Here is a 21,433-nt window from a genome sequence, read left to right on the forward strand (position 1 = left end):
GTAATTCGCCGTCCAGCAGTAGAGTATTGACGATAGATGTTCTTAACTAGTTATTTTAAAAAAGAAAATAATAACATTGTGATCAGTCGCCAACAGGCAAGCAACTTTGCCAAAGATGTTGCCGGCGATTTTAACCCGTTGCACGATGAAACCGCCAAGCGCTTTTGCGTGCCTGGTGATCTGCTGTTTGCGCTGGTGCTCAACCAGTATGGCCTTAGCCGCAAGATGCAGTTTCGCTTTGAAGGCATGGTGGGTGATGGGGTGGCGCTGCATTTTCCTGAAAACGCCGACAGTGCCGATGACGGGCAGGTCTGCATCGAGGATGAAAAGGGCAAAACCTATCTCAGGGTTGCCCGCTCGGGCGAGCAGCGCTATTGCGAGCAGCAACTGAGCGCGTTCATTCGCAGCTATGTGGCGTTTTCCGGGCTCAATTTCATCCATGTGCTGGTGCCGCTGATGCAGCAATACCAAGTGATGATAAACCCTGCCCGGCCATTGGTGATTTACGAAACCATGAGCTTCGAGCTGGATACCCTGGCATTTGACACCATGACTCTGGAACTGGTGAGCAAACAGCTGCAGGTGGATGGCAAGCGGGGCGATGTAACCTTGGAGTTTGCCTTGCGAAGTGGCGATCACCAAGTGGGCACCGGCCGCAAAACCATGGTGCTCAGCGGTCTGCGACCTTATGAGCAAGCGGGCATTGACCAGATGGTGACCCAATACCAACAGCGCAGCGAAGCCCGCCGGTAACGGCCAACCTCCCAACCGTTGCAACAGGCGCCATCTTCTGTGCCATGGCGCCTGATAGTCCTCTTGCATGATCCCGGGATCATTTCCCTCACGCCTTATCACTCGTGGTTGTTTGATATGCCCATCGGTTATGAGCAGCTCCGCGCTGGCGGTTGCTATTTATGGCCGGCTGCCATAGGGTTGGCGGTCTGGGTGACAAGTCGGGAATAAGGGATGTTTGCAAGAAAACGCCTGTTACAGGCGGGAAGTTTTATGTGGCTCATGGTGGCCACAGGGATGGCGTTATCCGCCCATGGCGCTTCATTGCCGGCGGTGGAAGCCCAAAACGGCATGGTGGTGTCGTCCCAGCGGTTTGCCTCCGAAGCGGGGGTGGAAATTCTCAAGCTGGGCGGCAATGCGGTGGATGCCGCCGTGGCGGTAGGCTATGCCCAAGCGGTGGTGAACTCCTGCTGCGGCAATATCGGTGGTGGCGGCTTCATGACGCTGCATCTGGCTGATGGCAGCGATCATTTTATCGATTTTCGTGAAATGGCGCCGGCGGCGGCCACGGCCACCATGTATCAGGATGAAGCCGGTAATCTGCTGCCCCATGCCAGCACCCTGGGCTGGGGCGCGGTGGGCGTGCCCGGCACGGTGCGGGGCATGGAACTGGCGCTGGATAAATACGGCTCTGGCAAACTCAGCCGGGCGCAGATTATGGCGCCAGCCATCCGTTTGGCGCGGGAGGGGTTCATTCTCACCCGGGGCGACACCGATGTGATTGACACCAGCTTGGACAAAATCCGCAGCGATCCGCAAGCGGCAAAAATCTTTCTCAGAAGTGACGGCTCACCGCTGCAGCCCGGTGACAGGTTGCAGCAAGTGGCACTGGCAAACACCCTGAGCCGGATTGCCACCGAAGGGGCAGAGGCGTTTTACCAAGGGGCCATTCCGCAAGCCATCGCCAAGGCAGCCAAGGCCCATGGAGGTTACATTACCGCCGATGATTTTGCCCGTTATGCGGCCAAAGAGCGGACGCCGGTGAAGTGTTCATACCGGGGGTATGAGTTCATTTCAGCGCCGCCGCCAAGCTCCGGTGGCACCACCATGTGCCAAATCCTCAACATTCTTGAAGGGTACGATCTCCAATCCATGGGGTATGGCTCTGCCGACGCCATCCATTACACTGTGGAGGCCATGCGCCATGCCTTTGTGGATCGCAACAGCTTGCTGGGCGATCCGGATTTTGTGCAGATACCCATGGCAACGCTGCTGAGCAAGGACTATGCCGCCAAAATCCGTGAGCAAATCCATCCGCAAAAGGCCACCCCTTCACGGTTGCTGGGCGCCGGGGTACCACCCCATGAAAAACCCCAGACCACCCATTACTCGGTGCTGGACAGCGCCGGTAATGCGGTATCCACCACTTACACCATCAACGGCCGTTTCGGTGCCGGCGTGATGGCACCGGGCGCCGGATTCTGGCTTAACGATGAAATGGACGATTTCACCTCCAAGGTGGGCGCTACCAACATGTTCGGGCTGGTGCAGGGCAAGGCCAATGCCATTGCCCCCGGCAAACGGCCGTTGTCGTCCATGTCGCCCACCATCATTACCAAGGATGGCAAAACCTTCATGGTGCTGGGCTCTCCCGGCGGCTCGCTGATTATCACCATCACCCTCAATACCGTGCTGAACGTGATTGATTACGGCATGGAGCTGCAAGAGGCGGTTAACGCCCCGCGCTTTCATCAGCAGTGGTTGCCGGATGAAGTGTGGTATGAAACCCGGGGCATTTCTCCCGATACCCTGAAGCTGCTGCAACAACGGGGTTATCGGATGGTGGAGAAAAAGCCCTGGGGTGCCACCGAAGCGATTATGGTGGGCTTGCCCAGCGTGGTGATGCCAGCGTCAGGTGCCCGGGTGAGCGATGGCTCGGTATCCGGCAAGGTGCGGCCGGGATTCATCTATGGCGCCAACGACGCCCGCCGCCCCCAAGGCGCCGCCATGGGCTATTGATGCCCGCACCAGCAACAGCCCGGTTTGTCGCCGGGCTTTTTGCTGCCTAATGTTGGTGGTTCACATTTATGGCGGGCCGGGGCCGATAAAATGAAAGCACCGCATGGGGAGGTCGCCAGCCCTTGGCAATTTGGCGGTAACAACCAACAGGACGATATCAATGACACAGGAATTCAGTGCCGCAGATTTGCAAAAAGCCTTACGGCAACAGCAAAACGAGATTAACGATTTTGCCATTTACAGCGTGCTGGCCACACTGCAACAACAGGATAAAAACAAAAAGATTTTCGAGAAAATCGCCAGGGAAGAGCAACAGCATTATAAATTCTGGCGAGGGATCACCCAGCGGGAGTTGGCGCCACAAAACTGGCTGGTGATGTGGTACGTATTGCTGGTGAAACTGCTGGGCACCTCGTTTGCCCTGAAAAGCCTGGAGAAAAAAGAGTGCGGCGCCGAAGCGTTTTACAAGGAGCTGTTTGAGCTCTACCCCCAGGCAAAGGCCATTTACCATCAGGAAGTGCATCATGAACTGGAGCTGATTGACATGCTTCAGGACAAAAAGCTGTTGTATACCGGTGCCATTGTGCTGGGCATGAACGATGCGCTGGTGGAGCTTACCGGTACCCTGAGCGGCATTGCACTGGCCTTTGATAACACCCTGGTGGTGGGCGCCACCGGACTTATCATGGGTATTGCCGCCTCGCTGTCCATGGCCGGTTCGGCTTATCTGGAGTCCAAGGAAAACCCGCTGCAGGAGATAAGCGCACTCTCTTATAGTGGTTATACCGGCGTGTCTTACCTTGTCACCACCGCCGTGCTGGTCATGCCGTTTTTTGTGCTGGATGCCATGGCAGCGGCGCTGGCATTGATGTTTGCGCTGGCACTGGTGGCCATTGTGCTTTACACCTTTTACATCTCCGTTGCCAAAGGGCTGAGCTTTACCCAACGGGTGCTGCAAATGGCTTCCATCACCTTTGGCGTGGCGCTCATCTCGTTTTTCATCGGGTATGCCGTGAAATATTTTCTGGGCGTAGAGGTGTAACGGCGCTCTGGCTGGCAAGGCTCTGCTATGGGGAATGTGGTTGGCCGCCTGTCATGAGGCTGTTGGCAACCTTGGCCTTGTACCAGAAAAAGCCCGGCGTGAGAGGCCGGGCGATATGGCGTTGTCGGACAGCAAGCGGGGTTAGTCTTGCGCCTTGCCGCGGGTGTTGCGGGTGCCATGAGCGCCGGCGCCGTGATTGCCGCGACGCTGCTGTTGCCCCTGCCCCTGACGTTTGGCAGCCTGATGCTGTCCTTGTCCTTGTCCTTGTCCTTGTCCTTGTCCTTGTCCTTGCCGCTTGCTGGCGGGCTGGGCATTGGTGCGCTGTTGCCCTTCCTGTGGCGGGCGGCGGTTGCTCGCCGGTTTGCGTCGCGGTTTTTGGGCTTGGGATGGCGCGTTGTGAGCATCTGGCTGTGATGTGGCCGTTTTTGGCTGCTTGGGTTTTTTGGGCTTTTTCGGCCCGTTGGCCCGCAAGCGGGTTTCCGCCAGCGGTTTATTGGGTTCAAACCCTGCCACCATGGCACGGGGGATCAGCCGTCCAATCAGGTTTTCAATATCCGCCAGCTGTTTTTGTTCATCTTCACTGACCAGGGATACCGCGTGCCCGGAGGCACCGGCCCGGCCGGTACGGCCAATGCGGTGCACATAATCTTCGGCCACATTGGGCAAGTCAAAGTTCACCACCTGGGGTAACAGGTCGATATCCAGCCCACGGGCGGCAATATCGGTGGCTACCAGTACTTTTACCGCACCGCTTTTGAAATCCGCCAGTGCCCGGGTACGGGCGCCCTGGCTCTTGTTGCCATGGATGGCAGCTGCACTGATGTCCGCCGCTTCCAACTGTTTTGCCAGCCGGTTGGCACCGTGCTTGGTGCGGGAAAATACCAGCACCTGGGACCATTGCTGCTGCTTAATCAACTGGATGAGCAAGGCGGTTTTTTTGGATTTATCCACCGGATACAGGGTTTGCGTTACCTGATCGGCCGTGCTGTTGGGAGGCGTTACCGAGATTTCCACCGGTGAGTTGACCAGCCCTTTGGCCAGTGCCCGGATCTCTTGCGAGAATGTGGCGCTGAACAGCAGGTTCTGCCGCTTGGCGGGCAGCAGCGCCAGAATTTTCTTGATGTCGTGAATAAAGCCCATGTCCAGCATGCGGTCGGCTTCATCCAGCACCAGAATTTCCAATCGGTCGAAGTTCACCGCGTTGTGCTGATACAGGTCCAGCAGGCGGCCGGGGGTCGCCACCAGAATGTCTACCCCGCGCCGCAATGCCAGCATTTGCGGGTTGATGGATACACCACCAAATACCACGGCGCTGCGCAAGTTGAGATGCTTGCCATAGTCATGGACGTTTTCGGCAATCTGTGCCGCCAGCTCCCGGGTTGGGGTAAGGATTAGCGTGCGTACCTGATTGGCTTTGGGGCGCGGCCCGCCACTGAGCAAGTGCAAGATGGGCAGGGTGAATGCCGCGGTTTTACCGGTACCGGTTTGGGCCGCCGCCATCACATCCTGTTGTTGCAGTACGGCAGGAATGGCTTGTTGCTGAATGGGCGTGGGCTGGTGATAACCTTGTTCAATTACCGCGTTTAAAATCGGGGTGGATAGGCCAAGAGAGGCAAAACTCATGCAATATTCTCAAATAGATGGCGCGCAGGCCGGAAGATGAAGCCGTGTCGGCGGGCGCAAGTGTACAGCAAAAGTACTGCCAGTACCATGTGTTACCCCCAATTCACCGCTGGCTGTCGGTGAGCTGAATCGTCGCTCGGTTATGGCTGACAACCTCAGGGAATATGCAGTATCTTGGTAAGGTTGCAATAAAGGGATGCGGGCAATGACAGCAATAACATTTATTGGCAAACAGGCACAATTGCGGCGCGATACCGCCTTGGGGCTGATCCGTAACGTGCAGCAGATGTCGGCCATTGCCACCCCCAGGCTGAACCACGGCTTGTTGAATCTGGCCCAGCATGCGCGCATCGCTTTTCATTTCCATCCTGATCGCCTGGATTACCGGGGCTGGCCGGTGATTGCCGGCCTGTTGTCTGACGGCGAGTACCGCAGCCAGTTTGAAACCCGCACCTCCAACGGCAAGTTGCAGCCCCAACTGGGCGGCGTTCGCGATCATTGGGAAAATGCACTGTTTGGCCACTGTTACGTGGGGGCCAAATCGCGCCCCAAATACGGTGCGCTGGATATTGGGCTGCATCAGAGCGGGCCTGCGGCACGTTTTGGCAGCTGTTATCTGTTGTCCGCGCCAGCGCTGCTGGGCCAGTGCACTTTTTGTTATCTGGACTCCTGTCGCAATCCCCGTGAAAAAGGCACGCTGGCCTGTTTTGAAGATGTGTTTGCCGCCCTGTTCAATGAAGCGTTTGAGCGTGACAGCGCTTTGGGTGTCAGGGATTTTCGCCCGCCGGCACTGGTGCAATACCTGTGCGAAGAACTGCCCCGCGGCGTGGATGCCCGTTTTCTGCGGCCCATGAGCCGGGATCTTGACCATTACATAGAGGCCCAGTATCACGGTGGATTGTTGCTGATGGAGAACATGGAAGTGCTGGTGGCTGACCCCTCTTACCGGCATACGGCCACGGAAACGATAATGCAGCGTTTGTGCGAGCGTTATCAGATCCGCCTGTGCTGGCATCAGGGATTTCAAATGCCCGCTGCCAACGTACCGGCGGATTTTCGAGGCAGCGCTATGCCACCACTGGCGGCTCAGGTGGCAAGAGAGGGCATCTTGACTCCTGCACTGCTAGGCGAGGCGGAGGTTTCCTTGCGCCGGGAGCCCGAACGCTGGCGTCGCCTTGGCAGCGAGGCCGAGCTTTTGCAGCAGCTCAAACTGCTATGGCATGTGCTGGTGCGCTTTGGCGCCGTGGGCAATCCCCCCTGATCCTACAGCCGCGCGCACCTTCCAGCCGCTGGTGCCATTTGGTTGTTGCCAGGGGCGCCGGTTCGGCAGCGGCGTGGTACAATGCCCTTGGTAAAAATCCCCGGCAGAAGGTTTATTCCGGCGGCAATGCCTGCGATACTGCCTATCGAATTTAACAGCATCGGTCAAGTGGCGGGTTTTCAGGCGCACTACTGTTGCTGTATCCCTGTCATTTGCTGTCATTGGTTTGGATATTCATGGACAAATCCCTCGAAAAACAACTGGCTCGCTGGCTACGGCTGCAAAAGGGAGCTTGTGGCCCCTATCTGAAACTTTCCATGGCCTTTGGGGTCGCTAATGGTGTGGCATTGGTAGTGCAGGCATGGTTGATGGCGACCATTTTGCAGGGGCTGATCATTGATAACCTCGCCCGGCAGCAGTTTACCTGGCACTTTGTGGCCTTTGCCGTGTTGCTGTTATTGCGAGCGGCACTGGCCTGGGGACGGGAAAAAGCCGGGTTTGCCGCTGGTCGGCGATTGCGCCGTACCATCCGGGCCGCGGTACTGGACAAACTCAGCCGCTTGGGCCCTGCCTGGGTCAAGGGCAAACCTGCGGGCGCCTGGGCCAGCATCGTGCTGGAGCAGGTGGAAGATTTGCAGGACTTTTACGGGCGCTATCTGCCACAAATGGCATTGGCCGGCTTTATTCCGCTGATCATTTTGTGCTGTACCTTTCCTCTCAACTGGGCCGCCGGGTTGATTTTACTGACCACCGCGCCGCTTATCCCGCTGTTCATGATTCTGGTGGGCATGGGCGCTGCGGATGCCAACCGCAAAAACTTTACCGCCTTGCAGCAGCTGAGCGGCCATTTCATGGACCGGTTGAAAGCGTTGCCCACTTTGAAGCTGTTTTATCGGGCGGCAGCGGAAGAAAAGGCCATTGGCAAGGCGTCGGAAGATTTTCGTGAACGCACCATGGCGGTGCTGCGATTGGCGTTTTTAAGCTCCGCCGTGCTGGAGTTTTTTGCGGCGGTTTCCATTGCCGTGGTGGCGGTATATTTCGGGTTCTCCTATCTGGGCGAGCTGAATTTTGGTCATTACGGCGCGCCCATCAGTTTGTTTACCGGCATGTTCGTGCTGATTATGGCGCCGGAGTTTTACCAGCCGTTACGGGATTTGGGCGCCCATTATCATGCCAAGGCGCAGGCCATTGGGGCCGCCGAGTCGTTAATGGCGTTGCTGGAGCTGCCAGAACCGCTGAGTCAGGGTAACCAGCCGCTGCCTGAGGGGGCGCTGACCATTGAAGCGCAGCATCTCAAGGTGCTCAGCATGGACGGGCAGATACTGGCCGGGCCGCTGAGTTTCACCCTGCATCCCGGCGAAAAACTGGCGCTGGTAGGCCCCAGCGGTGCGGGCAAAACCAGTGTGCTCAATGCCCTGCTGGGATTTTTGCCCTATGAGGGCAGCCTTAAAATCAACGGTGCGGAGCTCAATACCCTGGCGCCTGAACAGTGGCGGCAGCACATCACCTGGCTCGGGCAGAACCCCCAGCTGTTTCACGGCACCATTGCCGAGAATGTGCGTCTTGGGCAACCCCAACTGAGCGACGGCGATGTTTGGCAGTTTCTGGAACAGGCCAAGGTGGCGGATTTTGTGCGGGCCCAGCCTGATGGCCTGGATCATGTGCTGGAGGAGTTCAGCGGCGGCTTGTCAGTAGGACAGGCCCAGCGGATTGCCCTGGCCCGGGCGCTGGCGCGCAACGCCGGGCTTTACCTGCTGGATGAACCCAGCGCCAGCCTTGACAGCCAAAACGAGCAGTGGGTGCTGGATGCACTGTGGCAGGCACTGGCCAAGCGCAGTTGCCTGATGGTGACCCACCGGCTGGATCAGCTCGATCGCATGGATCGGGTGCTGGTGCTGGACAAGGGTCAGCTGGTGCAGCAGGGGACGTTCAGCGAGTTGTCGCAGCAGACCGGGTTGCTGGCAGACATGCTGGCCCAGTTTCCGCTGGCCTTGTCACTGGATGATATTCACACAGCAGAAGGAGTGCAGGCATGAAGCTGTTGTGGCCGTTTTTACGATTATTCCGCCGTCAGTGGCTGATGATGTTGTTAGGGCTCACCTTGAGCCTGCTGACCATTATTGCCGGCATCGGCCTGTTGTCCCTGTCGGGGTGGTTCCTGTCGGCTACCGCCGTGGCCGGGTTGGCCGGGGTGGGCATGAACTATTTCACGCCGGCAGGGGGCGTGCGCATGTTTTCAATCATGCGTACCGCCAGCCGTTATGGCGAGCGCTTGCTGACCCATGAGGCCACGTTCCGCATTCTTACAGATTTGCGCTGTTGGGCCTGGAAACGCCTGTTGCCGCTCAGTGAGCGTAATTTGAGTGGCATGCGCCGCGGCGATTTGCTCAACCGTCTGGTGGCGGATATTGAAACGCTGGATCACCTGTATCTGCGGCTGTTAACCCCGCTGACCAGCTATGGGGTGATGCTGCTGTTGCTGTTTGCCTTTGTCAGCTGGTTTGACTTGCATCTGGCATTGCTGCTGTGTGGCGGTTTGCTGCTGGCCGCCCTGCTGTTGCCGTCGCTGTTTTACCGGATGGGGAAGGCGCCGGGGCGGGCGATTATTGAGGCGCGGCGCCAGTATCGGGTGCGCTTGCTGGAATGGTTGTCCGGCCGGGCGGAACTGACGCTGTTTGGCGCGGGGGCAGGCTACCGGGCCACCCTTGATCGGGTGGAGCTTGACTGGCTTAACAGCCAGCAACGCATGGCGACCATTAACGGCCTGAGTCAGGGGGCGCTTATCCTGTTTCACGGCGCCTTGGTGCTGCTGATGTTGTGGTATGCCGCCAGTGGCGTGGGTGAAAACGTGCCGCCGGGCCCCTTGCTGGCCTTGGTGGTGTTTTGTGTGCTGTCCTGTTTCGAGATGATGATGCCGCTGGCCGGGGCTTTTCAGCATCTGTCGGCCACCATGTTGGCAGCGCAGCGGGTCAGTGACATTACCGAGCAGGTGCCGGACATCCGCTTTCCCGCCAAGGCGCAGCCGGTGGCAGCCAACGGCGCCTTGTCTCTGGAGCATCTGCATTTTGCCTATCCTCAGGGATTGCCGGTATTGCAGGATTTGTCATTGCAGATCCCGGCCGGCAGCAAGGTGGCGCTGCTTGGGAAAACCGGTTGCGGCAAATCCAGTTTGCTGTCGTTAATCACCCGCCAGTGGCAAGCGCAGCGTGGCGGCATCACCCTTGGCGGGCGGCCACTGGAAGACTATGACGAGCAGAGCCTCAGAGCCTCCATGACCGTGGTCAGCCAGCGGGTGGCCTTGCTGAGCGCCAGCTTGCGGGACAACCTGCAGCTGGCACTGCCGGAAAAAGTCAGCGATGAGCGACTGGCGCAGGTGCTGGCAGAGGTGGGATTGAGTAACCTGCTGCTGGATAAAGGGCTTAATGCCTGGATTGGCGAGGGCGGTCGCCAGTTATCCGGCGGTGAGCAGCGGCGGATTGGGGTGGCGCGGGCGTTACTGCGCAATGCGCCGTTGTTGCTGCTTGATGAACCCACCGAAGGGCTGGATCGGCGCACCGAGCAGGAGATCCTGCGTTTGTTGCTGGCCCATGCACAGGATAAAACCTTACTGATGATCAGCCACCGGCTCACCGGCATGGCCCAGATGGACACCATTCACCTGCTGGATAATGGTGCCATTGTCGCCAGTGGCAGCCATGAGCAACTGCTGGCATCCACCCCGGCCTACCGGGCACTGTACCAGCAGCTGCGAGACTGAATAAGGCGCGATGCCGGTTGCCATAGCGTACCGGCATCCGCCCATGGCGCTTTTGTGCGGCGCATGTTTTGGCCGCCCCCGCCGCCCGGCTCCCTTGGAGACATTCGTTGTCATCCCACGTCTTCGATTCACACACAAGATAAATCCGTGCCGGATCACAAAAGCGGCATTAGGGATTGTTCACCGCCAAGTTATTAGCATATGCTATTTACATAGACCAAGTTGCCATGCCTGGCAACAATGGAAGCGGAGAAGAAGTCGATGATCGTTATTCCTATGAGTCGTGGCCGGTTGGCCAAACATTTTACCAAAGCCAAGGAAATCGCTTTTTTCAGCACCGATGGCCAGTTGCAGCGCATGGTGGAAAACCCTGCCTTGGGCGGTAACTGTTCGGACAAAAGCGCCATGCTTAACCTGATCAAGCAGCAGGGGGCGCAAGTGGTGCTGGTGCATCACATAGGTGAGCGCATGCTGGGCAAACTGCTGGATGCCGGCATCAGCGTGTGCCGTCCCAAGGAATCCTGGGGCACCCTTGAAGAGTTACTGGATGCGGCCAAAGACACCAGCTTGCGTTTGCTGGACACCAGCACGGCCAATCCTTCCTTGAAACATGCCACCAAAGGCGAATGCGGTTGCCATGGCGGTGGTTGTCATCATAAACACGGCGCCCCGCAAAGCGTGCTGTTGCAACATGCCAGTAACGATGCCTGTAACGATAGTGATGTGCATTTTTCCGGGTTTCGTCTTCAGAAGTAACCCGGAATTTGTTTGATTCTGCAAGAAAAGTTGTTGTTTATCTGTAAGTTATTCCTGTCAATGTTCCTTGTTGGCCGGTGACGGAAAATTCGTTTTTCTTTTCTCGTCACCGGCCTTTTTTTATCTGCCGTTTTTTATGTGGTAAGTTAACCTGTTTTTACCAATTGCCATCCAGAGAATGCTCGGATGTCTGAAGAGGAAGATAATAATAATGAAAAGCAAACACTGGCTTGGCAGTATCGGTGTGCAGGTGGTTGTTGCCATGTTTTTGGGTGCCCTGGCGGGCTGGGCCATGGGCGATGGAGCCTCAATATTCGCACCATTGGGCACCTTGTTCATTCACCTGATTAAAATGCTGGTGATCCCGCTGGTATTGGTGGCGATTATCGCCGGTTCCGCCAGCCTGGGCGACACGCCCTCTGCGGGGAAAATCGGCATGGGCACCTTTGTGTTTTTCCTCGGCACTTCTGCACTGGCAGTAGCGCTGGCGCTGGGATTGGGATATCTGTTCCAGCCGGGGGTGGGGACTGACATTACGTCCCATGTCAAAGGGTTACAGGCGGTCACTGCCGCCCAGGGTGAGCTGCCAGGCGCCGTGGACACCATTATCGGCATGATCCCCACCAATATTTTCGAATCCCTTACCGGCGGCAACATTCTGCAAATTCTCGTCTTCAGCATGTTCTTTGGCATCGCGTTAACCAAAGTGAAGCGTGAAGGGGTAAAACAGGTGCAATCGGCACTGAACGTCATCCTTGATGCCTTGGTGTGGATGATTGGCAAAGTGATGCTGTTGGCGCCCTTGGGGGTGTTCGGTCTGATGGCTGATGCCATTGGCAGTTTCGGGTTTGCTGCCATGGAAGTGGTTTGGAACCTGTTCTGGGTTTACATGCTGGGCATCGTGATTTACATGTTCCTGTTCTTCCCGGCACTGGTGCAGGTGATGTCACCGGTATCGGCCCTGAAATTCGTCATGCTGATGAAAAAACCACAGGTAATGGCACTATCCACGGCATCGTCCATGGCCACCTTGCCGGTGAATATGCAAACCTGTGAGCAGGAATTGAAGGTGAGTAACGCCACCACCTCCTTTGTGTTGCCCTTAGGCGCCACCATCAACATGAGCGGCAACGCCATCTATTACGGACTGGTGGCGGTGTTTTTTGCCCAGATGTACCAGATCCCGCTGGATGCCACCGCTTATGCGGCCATTGTGCTCACCTCCACGCTGGGGGCGGTAGGGCAGGCCGGGGTGCCTGGCCCCACGTTCCTGGTGGTGGCAGTGCTGCTGGCGGCGGGGATCCCCATTGACGGTTTGCCCTTGCTGTTTGCGCTGGACCGGGTGTTTGACATGACCCGCACGGCACTGAACATTACCGGTGATGCGGCCTGTGCGGTGATCCTGGACAAATACGCGCCAGCAGAACTCAAGAGTGACATGCCGGATGAGGCGGAGTGTTGAGTCAAAACTGCCGGCCGGTGCAATGCCGGCCGGGTCATTAACCGCGTTTAGCGGGCATCGCCCAGTGACAACAGTGTGGCATTGCCGCCAATGGCGGTAATGTTGTTGGTGCGGGTTTTCTCGGTAATGAACCGCAGCAGGTAGTGGGGTCCGCCGGCTTTGGGGCCGGTGCCTGACAACCCCTGGCCACCGAAAGGCTGCACACCTACCACCGCACCAATCTGGTTGCGGTTGATATACACATTGCCCGCATTGACCCTGTCGGCAATCATCAGCGCATGGCCTTCATTACGGCTGTGGATCCCCAGCGTCAGCCCGAATCCGGTACTGTTGATATCATCAATCACTTGCGGCAAGTCACTGGCCTGATAGCGGATGACATGCAAAATGGGGCCGAAGTGCTCTTGCTCCAGCACCTTGATGGAGCTTATCTCCACCGCAACGGGCGCCACAAAATGGCCATGGGCACAGGATTCGGCCAATGGCACCTGCTTGATGAGCTTGCCCACCTGCTTGATGTGCTCAATATGGGCGTTGAGATTGGCTTTGGCACGGGCATCAATCACCGGCCCCATATCGGTATTCAGCTGGCCGGGATCGCCTATGGTCAGTTCATCCATGGCGCCTTGCAGAATTTCCAGCACCCGCTCGGCAATATCCTGCTGCAGATACAATACCCGCAGGGCGGAGCAGCGCTGTCCGGCACTGGTAAAGGCCGAGGCCAGTACGTCATTGACCACCTGCTCCGGCTGTGAGGTAGAGTCCACTATCATGGCATTCTGGCCGCCGGTTTCGGCAATCAGCGGAATGATGGCGCCATCGCGCTGGGCCAGTGTGCAGTTAATGGCTTTGGCGGTGGCGGTGGAGCCGGTAAAGCATACCCCGCCAATGCGGCTGTCAGCCGTGAGCGCGGCGCCCACCTGGCCATTGCCCGGCAGCAGCTGCAATACCTCCAGCGGAATGCCGGCCTGATGGGCCAGCTGCACCGCCCGGTAGGCGATAATGGGGGTTTGCTCCGCCGGTTTGGCGATGACCGTATTGCCGGTGGCCAGTGCCGCGGCAATCTGCCCAAGAAAAATGGCCAGAGGGAAATTCCAGGGGCTGATGCAGACAAACACGCCGCGCCCTTGCAGCAACAGTTCGTTACGCTCGCCGGTAGGGCCCTGCAACAGCTGGGGCTTGGCCATCAGTTGTTGTGCCTGCTGGGCGTAGTAGCGGCAAAAATCCACCGCTTCTCGCACTTCATCAATCCCGTCTTGCAAGCTTTTGCCCGCTTCCCGGGTACACAGGGTAATCAGTTCCGCCCGGTTGTCTTCCAGCAGTTCTGCCAGTTTTTGCAAGGCGGCGGCCCTGGCGGCTACCGGGGTGTGACACCACTGGGGAAATGCGGCGGCGGCGTGCTCCAGTGCCTGATTGACAGCTTGCTCGTCGGCCCATACCACGGTGCCCACCTGCTGGCGGGTGTCATAAGGGCTGACAACCCGGATTAATTCACCGCTTAAGGTGTTACCTGCCACCAGCGGCCCTGCCTGCCATTGCTGCTGTTGAAACCCGGCAATGGCGTCGAAAAAGGGTTGGGCCTGCGCCATGATGTTAAGGTTTGTCCCTTGGGAATTCTTGCGTTCATGGCCATGGATGTCAGCAGGCAGCGGAATATGCGGATTGGCCAGGGATTCACAGCCACGAGCCGTGATCAGTGGGTGGATGGTCAATGAGGCAATCGGCGTGTTGGGGTCCACCAGCTTGTGCACAAACGAGGAGTTGGCACCGTTTTCCAGCAGGCGCCGTACCAGATAGGGCAATAAATCCTTATGGGCGCCGATGGGGGCGTAAATTCGCACTGGGCGCTGGCGGTTTTCTGCCAGCAGGGTGTCATATAACTCTTGCCCCATGCCGTGCAGGCGCTGAAACTCAAAAGGCCGCTCCTGGGCCATGTCGCAGATGGCGGCCACGGTCTGGGCATTGTGGGTGGCAAATTGCGGGTAGAGGGCCCCTTGGGTGCGTTCAGACAGCAGATAACGGGCACAGGCCAGATAGGAAATGTCGGTATTGGCTTTGCGGGTGTATAACGGGTAACCGCACTCGCCGCCCTGCTGGGCCCATTTGAGCTCACTGTCCCAGTAGGCACCTTTTACCAGCCGCAGCGGAATGACATCGCCCTGCGCTTTGGCCAACTGGGTCAACCACACCAATACCGGCAGGGTGCGTTTGGAATAGGCCTGTACCACTAATCCCAAAAGGCCCCAGCCTTTGGCCGCATCAGACTGGTACAGCTGCTGGAACAGTGCGAGTGACAACTCCAGCCGGTCGGCCTCTTCGGCGTCAATGGTGATGCCCACATTCAGGGCCCGGGCTTGTTCAATCAGCTTGATGACGGTGGCATGCAGCTCGGTCATCACCCGCGCCTTGTTGGCCACCTCATACCGGGGATGCAGGGCCGACAGCTTGATGGAGATGGTAGGGCGTGGCGCCTCGGTTTCATCATACTGTTGTGCGCCCAGCTCGCCGATGGCCTGGGCATAATCGGTGTAGTATTTCTGGGCATCCTTCATGGTGAGGGCCGCTTCCCCCAGCATGTCGTAAGAGTGGGTATACCCTTGCTTGCGGCGCGCTTCGCTGTTTTTCAGGGCTTCTTTGACGTTGCGTCCCAGCACAAACTGTTTGCCCATGATTTTCATGGCGGCGTACATGGCCTGGCGGATCACCGGCTCACCCAGCCGATTGACCAGACGTTTCAGCAGATGGCTGGGCGTGCCGTCCAGCTTGCGGTCCAGCTTGATGATTTTACCGGTGAGCATCAGCCCCCAGGTGGAGGCGTTGACCAGCACCGAATCACTCTGGGACAGATGCTGATCCCACTTGGCGCCGGAGAGCTTGTCTTCAATCAGGGCATCGGCGGTTTCGCTGTCGGGAATGCGCAGCAGCGCTTCGGCAAGGCACATCAGGATGATGCCTTCCTGGGTTTCCAGGCTGTATTGCTGCAAAAAGGCATCAATGCCCACCATCATGCCTTTTTTGTCGTATTGGCGCACTTGGGTCACCAGCTCATGGGCGCGGCGGGTCACCCGCTCCAGCGTGGCATCATCTGCGGGAACAAGGGTCATCAATTCTGATAAATAGCGGGACTCGTCAACGCTATGGTTATCGCTGATTGCCGTGAACAGCTCATCGAGGGTGGCATTGTCGTAATAGCCAGTCAGTACTTCACTCGCTTTAAACATAGTATCACTTCCATCCAGGCCAGCTAGGCCGTTAAGGGCTGCCAAAAATCTCAGGCGCAAGGGGCGCTTATCGTTGTTGTTCGCCGTATGAAAACGCTGGTGCGCGCCGATTATACAAGCAAAGTGTGAGCGGTGGCACTAGATGAAAATGAAATGTGACAATTGTTTTAATTTATGTTGAACATATTGGTGTCAGTGCACAAATAAAAAGGCCGCTGTTTGAAAGCAGCGGCCTGTCAGTAAATTTTTACGGGTTACATCCAGCGGTCCCGGCGACGGCGTTGCGGCCGGGGCAGGTACACCAGAATCACCCCCAAAATCAGCCCGCCGGCGGCAATCAGCCCGCCTTGTTGCCACATGTGAAAGCGGGCGTTGTCTTGCATGTTGGCCACTTTTTCAAGGGCGTCATCACGCTCCTGGGTGGTTTGCTGCAAGGCGCTTTGGGTTTGGCTCAGTTCACTTTGCAATTGGGACAACTGCTCCCCGGCATTGTTGTTTTGCTGGGAAATGGTGCGCAACCTCGATTGGGCATCGCTAAGTTTGGCCGCCATTTCCGCCATCTGATAGCGCATGGATTCCTGCTGCTGCAGTTTGTCGGTTCTGACCCAGCCTTCACGGCCTTTATGATCGATAATCTTGGAAAACTCGCCTTCGGTTTCCGGCAACAGGGTGACTTTCTCACCGGCTTCAATACTGCCCAGAATGCGGTATTGGCTGCCCGGCCCACCGTGGATGAAAATGTAGATATCGTCAGAGATATAACGGGTCTGGCCTGCCGCCAGCAGCGAAGGGGAAAGAAGCAGGGCTGCGGTAAGCATCAGCACTCTTAGCGTAGGTGTTAGCACTGGAATGGTCTCTGTCGCAAATTATTGCTCACATGCTATGGATTTGTGTGGGCCAATGCAAGAGGGAAGTCCGTAGACTTCCCTCTTATCTTGCTGATTTACCGTAGGTTGCACGGAATAAATCAGTTAAATACACCTTTGATGGTGAAGAAGAACAAAATGGACAGGCCGGCACCTGCAGGCAGGGTGACCACCCAGGACACCACAATGTTGCGCACCACGCCAATATTGATGGCGGCAATCCCGCGGGCTACGCCCACACCCAGCACCGCCCCCACCAGGGTTTGGGTGGTGGAGATGGGCAAGCCGGTACCTGAAGCAATCACCACGGTACTGGCTGCCGCCAGCTCAGCGGCAAATCCGCGGCTGGGGGTCAAATGGGTGATGTTTTTGCCAATGGTCTGCATGACCCGTTTGCCGAAAATGGCCAGCCCCAGCACGATACCCACGCCACCCAGGGGCAAAATCCACCAGATTAGCGGTGATTTGGCGGTAATCACCCCGCCGCTGTGCACCACGGATACCACGGCCGCCAAGGGACCAATGGCATTGGCCACATCGTTGGAGCCATGGGCAAAGGCCATGCAGCAAGCGGTGACCAGCATCAGCACGGCAAACACTTTTTCCACATTGTTGAAGTTGGTCTGCTTGGTCTGGCTTGTGGATAATTTAAGCCGGGAAATGGCAATCTTACCGGTGATCCCCACCAGCAGGGCAATCACGATTGCCAGCATGTAGGCTTCATCAGTAGACACCTTCAAACCCACGTGTTTCAGCCCTTTGGTGATGGTCACCAGCGACATGACAAACCCTGCAAATGCCATGTAAAAAGGCACGTAGCGCTTGGCATTGGCAAGGGGGTCATCGGTATTGAAGATAAGTTTTTGAACGCTTTGGAAAATGCAGAAGGCGATAAAGCCTGAAATGGCGGGGGTGATAATCCAGGAGCCGACAATGCCTGTCACTTTGCTCCAGGCTACCGACTCTGGGCCGACGCCCACCGCGGCAAAGCCGATAATGGCACCCACAATGGAATGGGTGGTCGATACCGGCCACCCGAGGGCCGACGCCGCCACCAGCCAGATGCCCGCTGCCAGCAGCGAGGCTATCATGCCGTATACCAGCAGTTCAGGCACATCCACAAAATAGGCGGGGTCAATGATACCGTTACGAATGGTGCTGGTAACTTCGCCCCCGGCCAGATATGCCCCGGAAAACTCAAAAATCATTGCAATGATAATGGCCTGTTTAATGGTAATGGCGTTGGCACCTACCGACGTCCCCATTGCATTTGCCACATCGTTGGCTCCGATGCCCCAAGCCATCAAAAAGCCGAAAACGGCCGCCGTCCCAATAAGCCAGGGGCCGCTAGTGATTAATACATCAACCATGCTGTATAACCTTGTATACCTTTATTATTAGACGCGAGCCAGCATCAGCTCGAGGCGGGAACCCACACGTTCGGCAAGATCTGCCAAGTCGCCCACCCATTCAATAATTTTGTAGAGGAACATGACGTCAATGAGGTTTAACTCCATTTCGATGGAGTACAACTGTCGACGCACTTGGATCTGCAAATCATCAGTATCCTCTTCTAACACGTCGAGTTCACTGATCATTTTGGCGACCAAATCCACCTCACGACCGCGAAAACCCGCTTCAAGCAGATCATCCAGTTCATTGATGGCTTCTTTGGCCAGCGCCACTGCATCGAGACAACGTTGCAGGTAAGCAAGAAACGGTGTCTGGATAGCTTCGGGTACCAACAGCTCACGGCCGATGATGCGCCCAGAAATATCCTTGGCTTTGTTAGCTATTTTGTCCTGCTGGGTAAGAAGTTCCAGCAAGTCGGTTCGTTCAACCGGCATGAATAATCCGCCGGGGAGGGTAAGACGTATTTCACGTTTCAAATTGTCAGCGTCTTTCTCTTCCTGACTAATTTTCTTTCTGATCGCAACCGCACTGTCCCAATCCTTGGCAAAGGTCGCTTCAAAAAAGGGGACAAGCAGCGTAGCACAATCAAAAACCTTGTCGATGTGCTCCTGCAGAGGTTTGATCGGCGATTTTGCAAACACGCCTAAAATAGAGTTTACTGGCATAGCCGTTTACCTATGAGGTCATTCCACTATTGGAAACGCGGGCGGAATGGTACCTTATGCGTCCGCGTATTGAAACTGTGTTTTCATTGAAAATATGACAGCTTTTATACAAATGGGTTATATGTCACCCGCGCAAAAATAGTAAGACAGTTTTTTGACAATAATGTGACATATTGGCCAAGCAGCACGGCATAAATGAATTTTTAATGACAAAACAGGTCATTTGATGAATGAAACATGACAATAATCATACAGAAATAGAACTTAAGCTTTTTATCCTGCCACAATATCAAACCGCAATTTGTCACTTTTTTGACCAGCTTTCCGCCAGTGAATACCAAGGCAGCCATCAGCTCAGCAACCGCTATTTTGACACCCCCGCACTGACATTGCGCCAGTGGGACATGGGGCTTAGGGTACGTGGCTGCAACGCACAATATGAACAGACCATCAAGACGGCGGGCCGGGTGGTGGGCGGATTGCATAGCCGGCCGGAATACAATGTGGCCATTGAGGCAACCAGTCCGGAACTGAGCCTGTTTCCGGCAGAAATCTGGCCGGATGATACCCGATTGAGCGATGTGCAGGCGCAGCTTAAGTGTTTTTTCCATACGGATTTTCAGCGTCAGCGCTGGTGGGTGCATCAAGGACAGAGCCTGATTGAAGTGGCGCTGGATCAGGGCACTATTATTGCCGGGGATTGCAGCGAGCCTTTGTGTGAACTGGAATTTGAGCTGTTATCCGGCGTGGCGGGGGATTTACTGCCGCTGGCGCAACAGCTCGCCAAGCAGATCCCCGTCAGGCTTGGCAAAGCCAGCAAGGCGCAGCGGGGTTACCGCTTGGCGGCGGGCAAGCCTGTACCGGCCGTGGCACCATTGGCGATTGCGCTGTCAGCGACCGCCAGCCCCAACGGCACCCTAGCCACGGTGCTGGAAGCCCTGCTGGAGCGCTGGCAGGTTGTGGAAGATGTGCTGGCGCAGCAACTGGTAGCAGACATACCCCCGTCTCAATCACGGGCGCAAACGGCAGTGCATCTTGCCCTGTGGCAGCAAATGCACGGCTGTGTGCAGGCCTTATCCGACGTGTTGACACACAGCGGACTGGCGGGTGGGGAGCTTCGCGAAGGGTTCAACTGGTTGGGACAACACTTGGCATGTGTGCCGGGGCTGGCAGGTTTGGGGCAGCTGCTGTCGCCCCAAGGGCTGCCAGATGAATTGCCCGCAGCCGACATGCAGGCTGCCGTGCAAGCGGCATTGGGCCTGGCGGAGCATGAACCATCAATACAGCACTTACAGCAGCTGTGGCAGAACCCGCGTTACGGAACATTGCAACTGCAACTGGTGCAGCTGTTAATGGCGTTGCAGCAAGGAGAGCCATTGTTGGCATCATATGCCGATGGCAAGGCCGTCAGCGGTGCCATATTGGCGGCTTCATGGCAGCCGCTTGCCCGAGCCATCACCAGCCCCTTGGATGCTCCGGCGTGTCTGGCGCTGGCAGCGCCGCTGATGCAGGCGTTGTTCATCAGCGATGTGTTCAGCGGTATTTATCCGGAGAAAACACAAGCGCTTTTTTGCCGGCAGTGGCAGGCGCTTGGTAACGGGTTTGCCCGGTTGCAGGCCTGGACCGATGCGGAGAAGTTACTGCCGGCACAGGCGCCCGTACTGGCGCAAAACCGACAGCATTTGCTGTTAGCACTGCGGCAACTATGCGAGCGTGCCGCGACATTGCCGCCTTACTGGCACTGAGGGCGTTTGTGATGCAGCAGGCGGCAGGGGCTGATGCCGTTAACGGTTTTTATGTTGCTGCTGGAGTTCCTGCTTTAACTGGCTTATCTCTTGCAGCATGGTTTGCTGATTGTGCTCCATGCGCTGCAACACATCATCCAGCTGATGTTTAAATTCCTGGCGTTGCTGCTCCAGGTGCTCCTGTTCATCCGGCGCCACAAACAGCGACGCCATGTAACCGGATATCACCCCGAAGAAGCTCACGCCACAGAGGATCACCAGCCCGCCGATGATATGGCCTACGGTGGACACCGGATAGAAATCCCCATAGCCTACGGTGGAGATGGTGACCAGCGACCACCAGATGGCATCCTCCGCAGTGGTGATGTTGGCGCCCGGTTCACCATTTTCCACCAGCAATACCAGCACGGATGAAAAGGCCACGATGGTGATAATGGCCAACAGCAGGCTGGCCATGGTGGTTTGCCGGCGCTGTTTGAGCAAAACCCCCAGCACGGAACGGCTCATGCGCAGCAGGCGCACTACCCGCAGTATTTGAAACAGCCGGGCAAAGCGCAGCGGTTCGATGGCCGGAATGCTGGCCACAAAATCAATCCAGTGCTCTTTGAGGAAAAGGCGTTTGTCGGGGGCTCTTAGCAAGCCGATGAAAAAATTGCCCAGGAAGATGCAACAGATGCCGGTGTCAATGAAAAACAACAGCTTATGGGTTTCCTTGTCCATCGGGATGAGCACCATGCTCAGGATGATGATCACTGAGATAAGCGACAATAACATCATCACCACCTCAAAGGGGGACAGCTGAATGTTATGCGCCCAGTGCTCTTTCAGTTTCATGGTAACGTCCGGGGAAAGTCCTTGTGATAACCACAGG

General features: G+C 56.7%; 15 protein-coding genes. 9 read left to right on the plus strand and 6 right to left on the minus strand.

The window, feature by feature from the left end:
• Positions 1–36: 36 nt before the first annotated feature.
• From ACIDEJ_RS03165 to ACIDEJ_RS03175, 3 genes are all read left to right on the plus strand, one after another.
• Positions 37–753 (plus strand): DUF3581 domain-containing protein, encoded by a 717-nt coding sequence (locus ACIDEJ_RS03165; protein WP_411986648.1) that lies wholly within the window; start codon positions 37–39, stop codon positions 751–753.
• Between the two features lie 213 nt (positions 754–966).
• Complete coding sequence (gene ggt / locus ACIDEJ_RS03170; RefSeq protein WP_411986649.1) at positions 967–2,751, plus strand: gamma-glutamyltransferase; 1,785 nt, start codon at positions 967–969, stop codon at positions 2,749–2,751.
• A 160-nt stretch (positions 2,752–2,911) separates the two neighbouring features.
• Complete coding sequence (locus ACIDEJ_RS03175; RefSeq protein ID WP_411986650.1) at positions 2,912–3,793, plus strand: VIT1/CCC1 transporter family protein; 882 nt, start codon at positions 2,912–2,914, stop codon at positions 3,791–3,793.
• Positions 3,794–3,934: 141 nt separating this feature from the next.
• Here ACIDEJ_RS03175 and ACIDEJ_RS03180 read toward each other — a convergent pair whose 3' ends face one another.
• Positions 3,935–5,416, minus strand: coding sequence for a DEAD/DEAH box helicase (locus tag ACIDEJ_RS03180; protein WP_411986651.1), 1,482 nt, complete (start codon positions 5,414–5,416; stop codon positions 3,935–3,937).
• A 205-nt stretch (positions 5,417–5,621) separates the two neighbouring features.
• Between ACIDEJ_RS03180 and ACIDEJ_RS03185 the strand changes: the two genes are divergently transcribed.
• The 5 genes from ACIDEJ_RS03185 to ACIDEJ_RS03205 all read left to right on the plus strand — a co-directional run bounded on the left by ACIDEJ_RS03185 (position 5,622) and on the right by ACIDEJ_RS03205 (position 12,652).
• Positions 5,622–6,677 (plus strand): DUF3626 domain-containing protein, encoded by a 1,056-nt coding sequence (locus ACIDEJ_RS03185; RefSeq protein WP_411986652.1) that lies wholly within the window; start codon positions 5,622–5,624, stop codon positions 6,675–6,677.
• A gap of 236 nt (positions 6,678–6,913) precedes the next feature.
• A complete protein-coding gene (gene cydD / locus ACIDEJ_RS03190; RefSeq protein ID WP_411986653.1) occupies positions 6,914–8,713 on the plus strand; it encodes a heme ABC transporter permease/ATP-binding protein CydD in 1,800 nt (599 codons plus the stop codon).
• Positions 8,710–10,434, plus strand: a complete 1,725-nt coding sequence (gene cydC / locus ACIDEJ_RS03195) for a heme ABC transporter ATP-binding protein/permease CydC (RefSeq protein ID WP_411986654.1) — start codon at positions 8,710–8,712, stop codon at positions 10,432–10,434. The genes cydD and cydC overlap by 4 nt, the downstream gene beginning before the upstream one ends.
• A gap of 261 nt (positions 10,435–10,695) precedes the next feature.
• On the plus strand, positions 10,696–11,190 hold the full coding sequence (locus ACIDEJ_RS03200) for a NifB/NifX family molybdenum-iron cluster-binding protein (RefSeq protein WP_411986655.1): 495 nt from the start codon (positions 10,696–10,698) through the stop codon (positions 11,188–11,190).
• 211 nt (positions 11,191–11,401) lie between these two features.
• Positions 11,402–12,652, plus strand: coding sequence for a dicarboxylate/amino acid:cation symporter (locus ACIDEJ_RS03205; RefSeq protein WP_411986656.1), 1,251 nt, complete (start codon positions 11,402–11,404; stop codon positions 12,650–12,652).
• Positions 12,653–12,699: 47 nt separating this feature from the next.
• Here the strand turns inward: ACIDEJ_RS03205 and putA are convergent, their stop codons facing one another.
• The 4 genes from putA to ACIDEJ_RS03225 form a co-directional block, all read right to left on the minus strand.
• A complete protein-coding gene (gene putA / locus ACIDEJ_RS03210; RefSeq protein WP_411986657.1) occupies positions 12,700–15,873 on the minus strand; it encodes a bifunctional proline dehydrogenase/L-glutamate gamma-semialdehyde dehydrogenase PutA in 3,174 nt (1,057 codons plus the stop codon).
• 254 nt (positions 15,874–16,127) lie between these two features.
• On the minus strand, positions 16,128–16,691 hold the full coding sequence (locus ACIDEJ_RS03215) for a TIGR04211 family SH3 domain-containing protein (protein ID WP_411986658.1): 564 nt from the start codon (positions 16,689–16,691) through the stop codon (positions 16,128–16,130).
• A gap of 149 nt (positions 16,692–16,840) precedes the next feature.
• The gene (locus ACIDEJ_RS03220) at positions 16,841–18,109 is read right to left on the minus strand and encodes an inorganic phosphate transporter (RefSeq protein ID WP_411986659.1); all 1,269 of its coding nucleotides are present in this window, start codon (positions 18,107–18,109) and stop codon (positions 16,841–16,843) included.
• A 27-nt stretch (positions 18,110–18,136) separates the two neighbouring features.
• Entirely contained in the window at positions 18,137–18,817 is a 681-nt protein-coding gene (locus ACIDEJ_RS03225; protein ID WP_411986660.1) for a TIGR00153 family protein, read from the minus strand.
• A 230-nt stretch (positions 18,818–19,047) separates the two neighbouring features.
• Between ACIDEJ_RS03225 and ACIDEJ_RS03230 the strand changes: the two genes are divergently transcribed.
• Positions 19,048–20,562: a CYTH domain-containing protein gene (locus tag ACIDEJ_RS03230; RefSeq protein WP_411986661.1), complete on the plus strand. Its 1,515-nt coding sequence runs from the start codon at positions 19,048–19,050 to the stop codon at positions 20,560–20,562.
• 39 nt (positions 20,563–20,601) lie between these two features.
• Here ACIDEJ_RS03230 and ACIDEJ_RS03235 read toward each other — a convergent pair whose 3' ends face one another.
• Positions 20,602–21,396 carry an ion transporter gene (locus ACIDEJ_RS03235; protein WP_411986662.1) on the minus strand — a complete coding sequence of 265 codons (795 nt, stop codon included), beginning with the start codon at positions 21,394–21,396 and terminating at the stop codon, positions 20,602–20,604.
• Positions 21,397–21,433 lie beyond the last annotated feature (37 nt).

Source organism: Shewanella mytili, from assembly GCF_046765975.1.
Lineage (GTDB): Bacteria > Pseudomonadota > Gammaproteobacteria > Enterobacterales > Shewanellaceae > Shewanella > Shewanella mytili.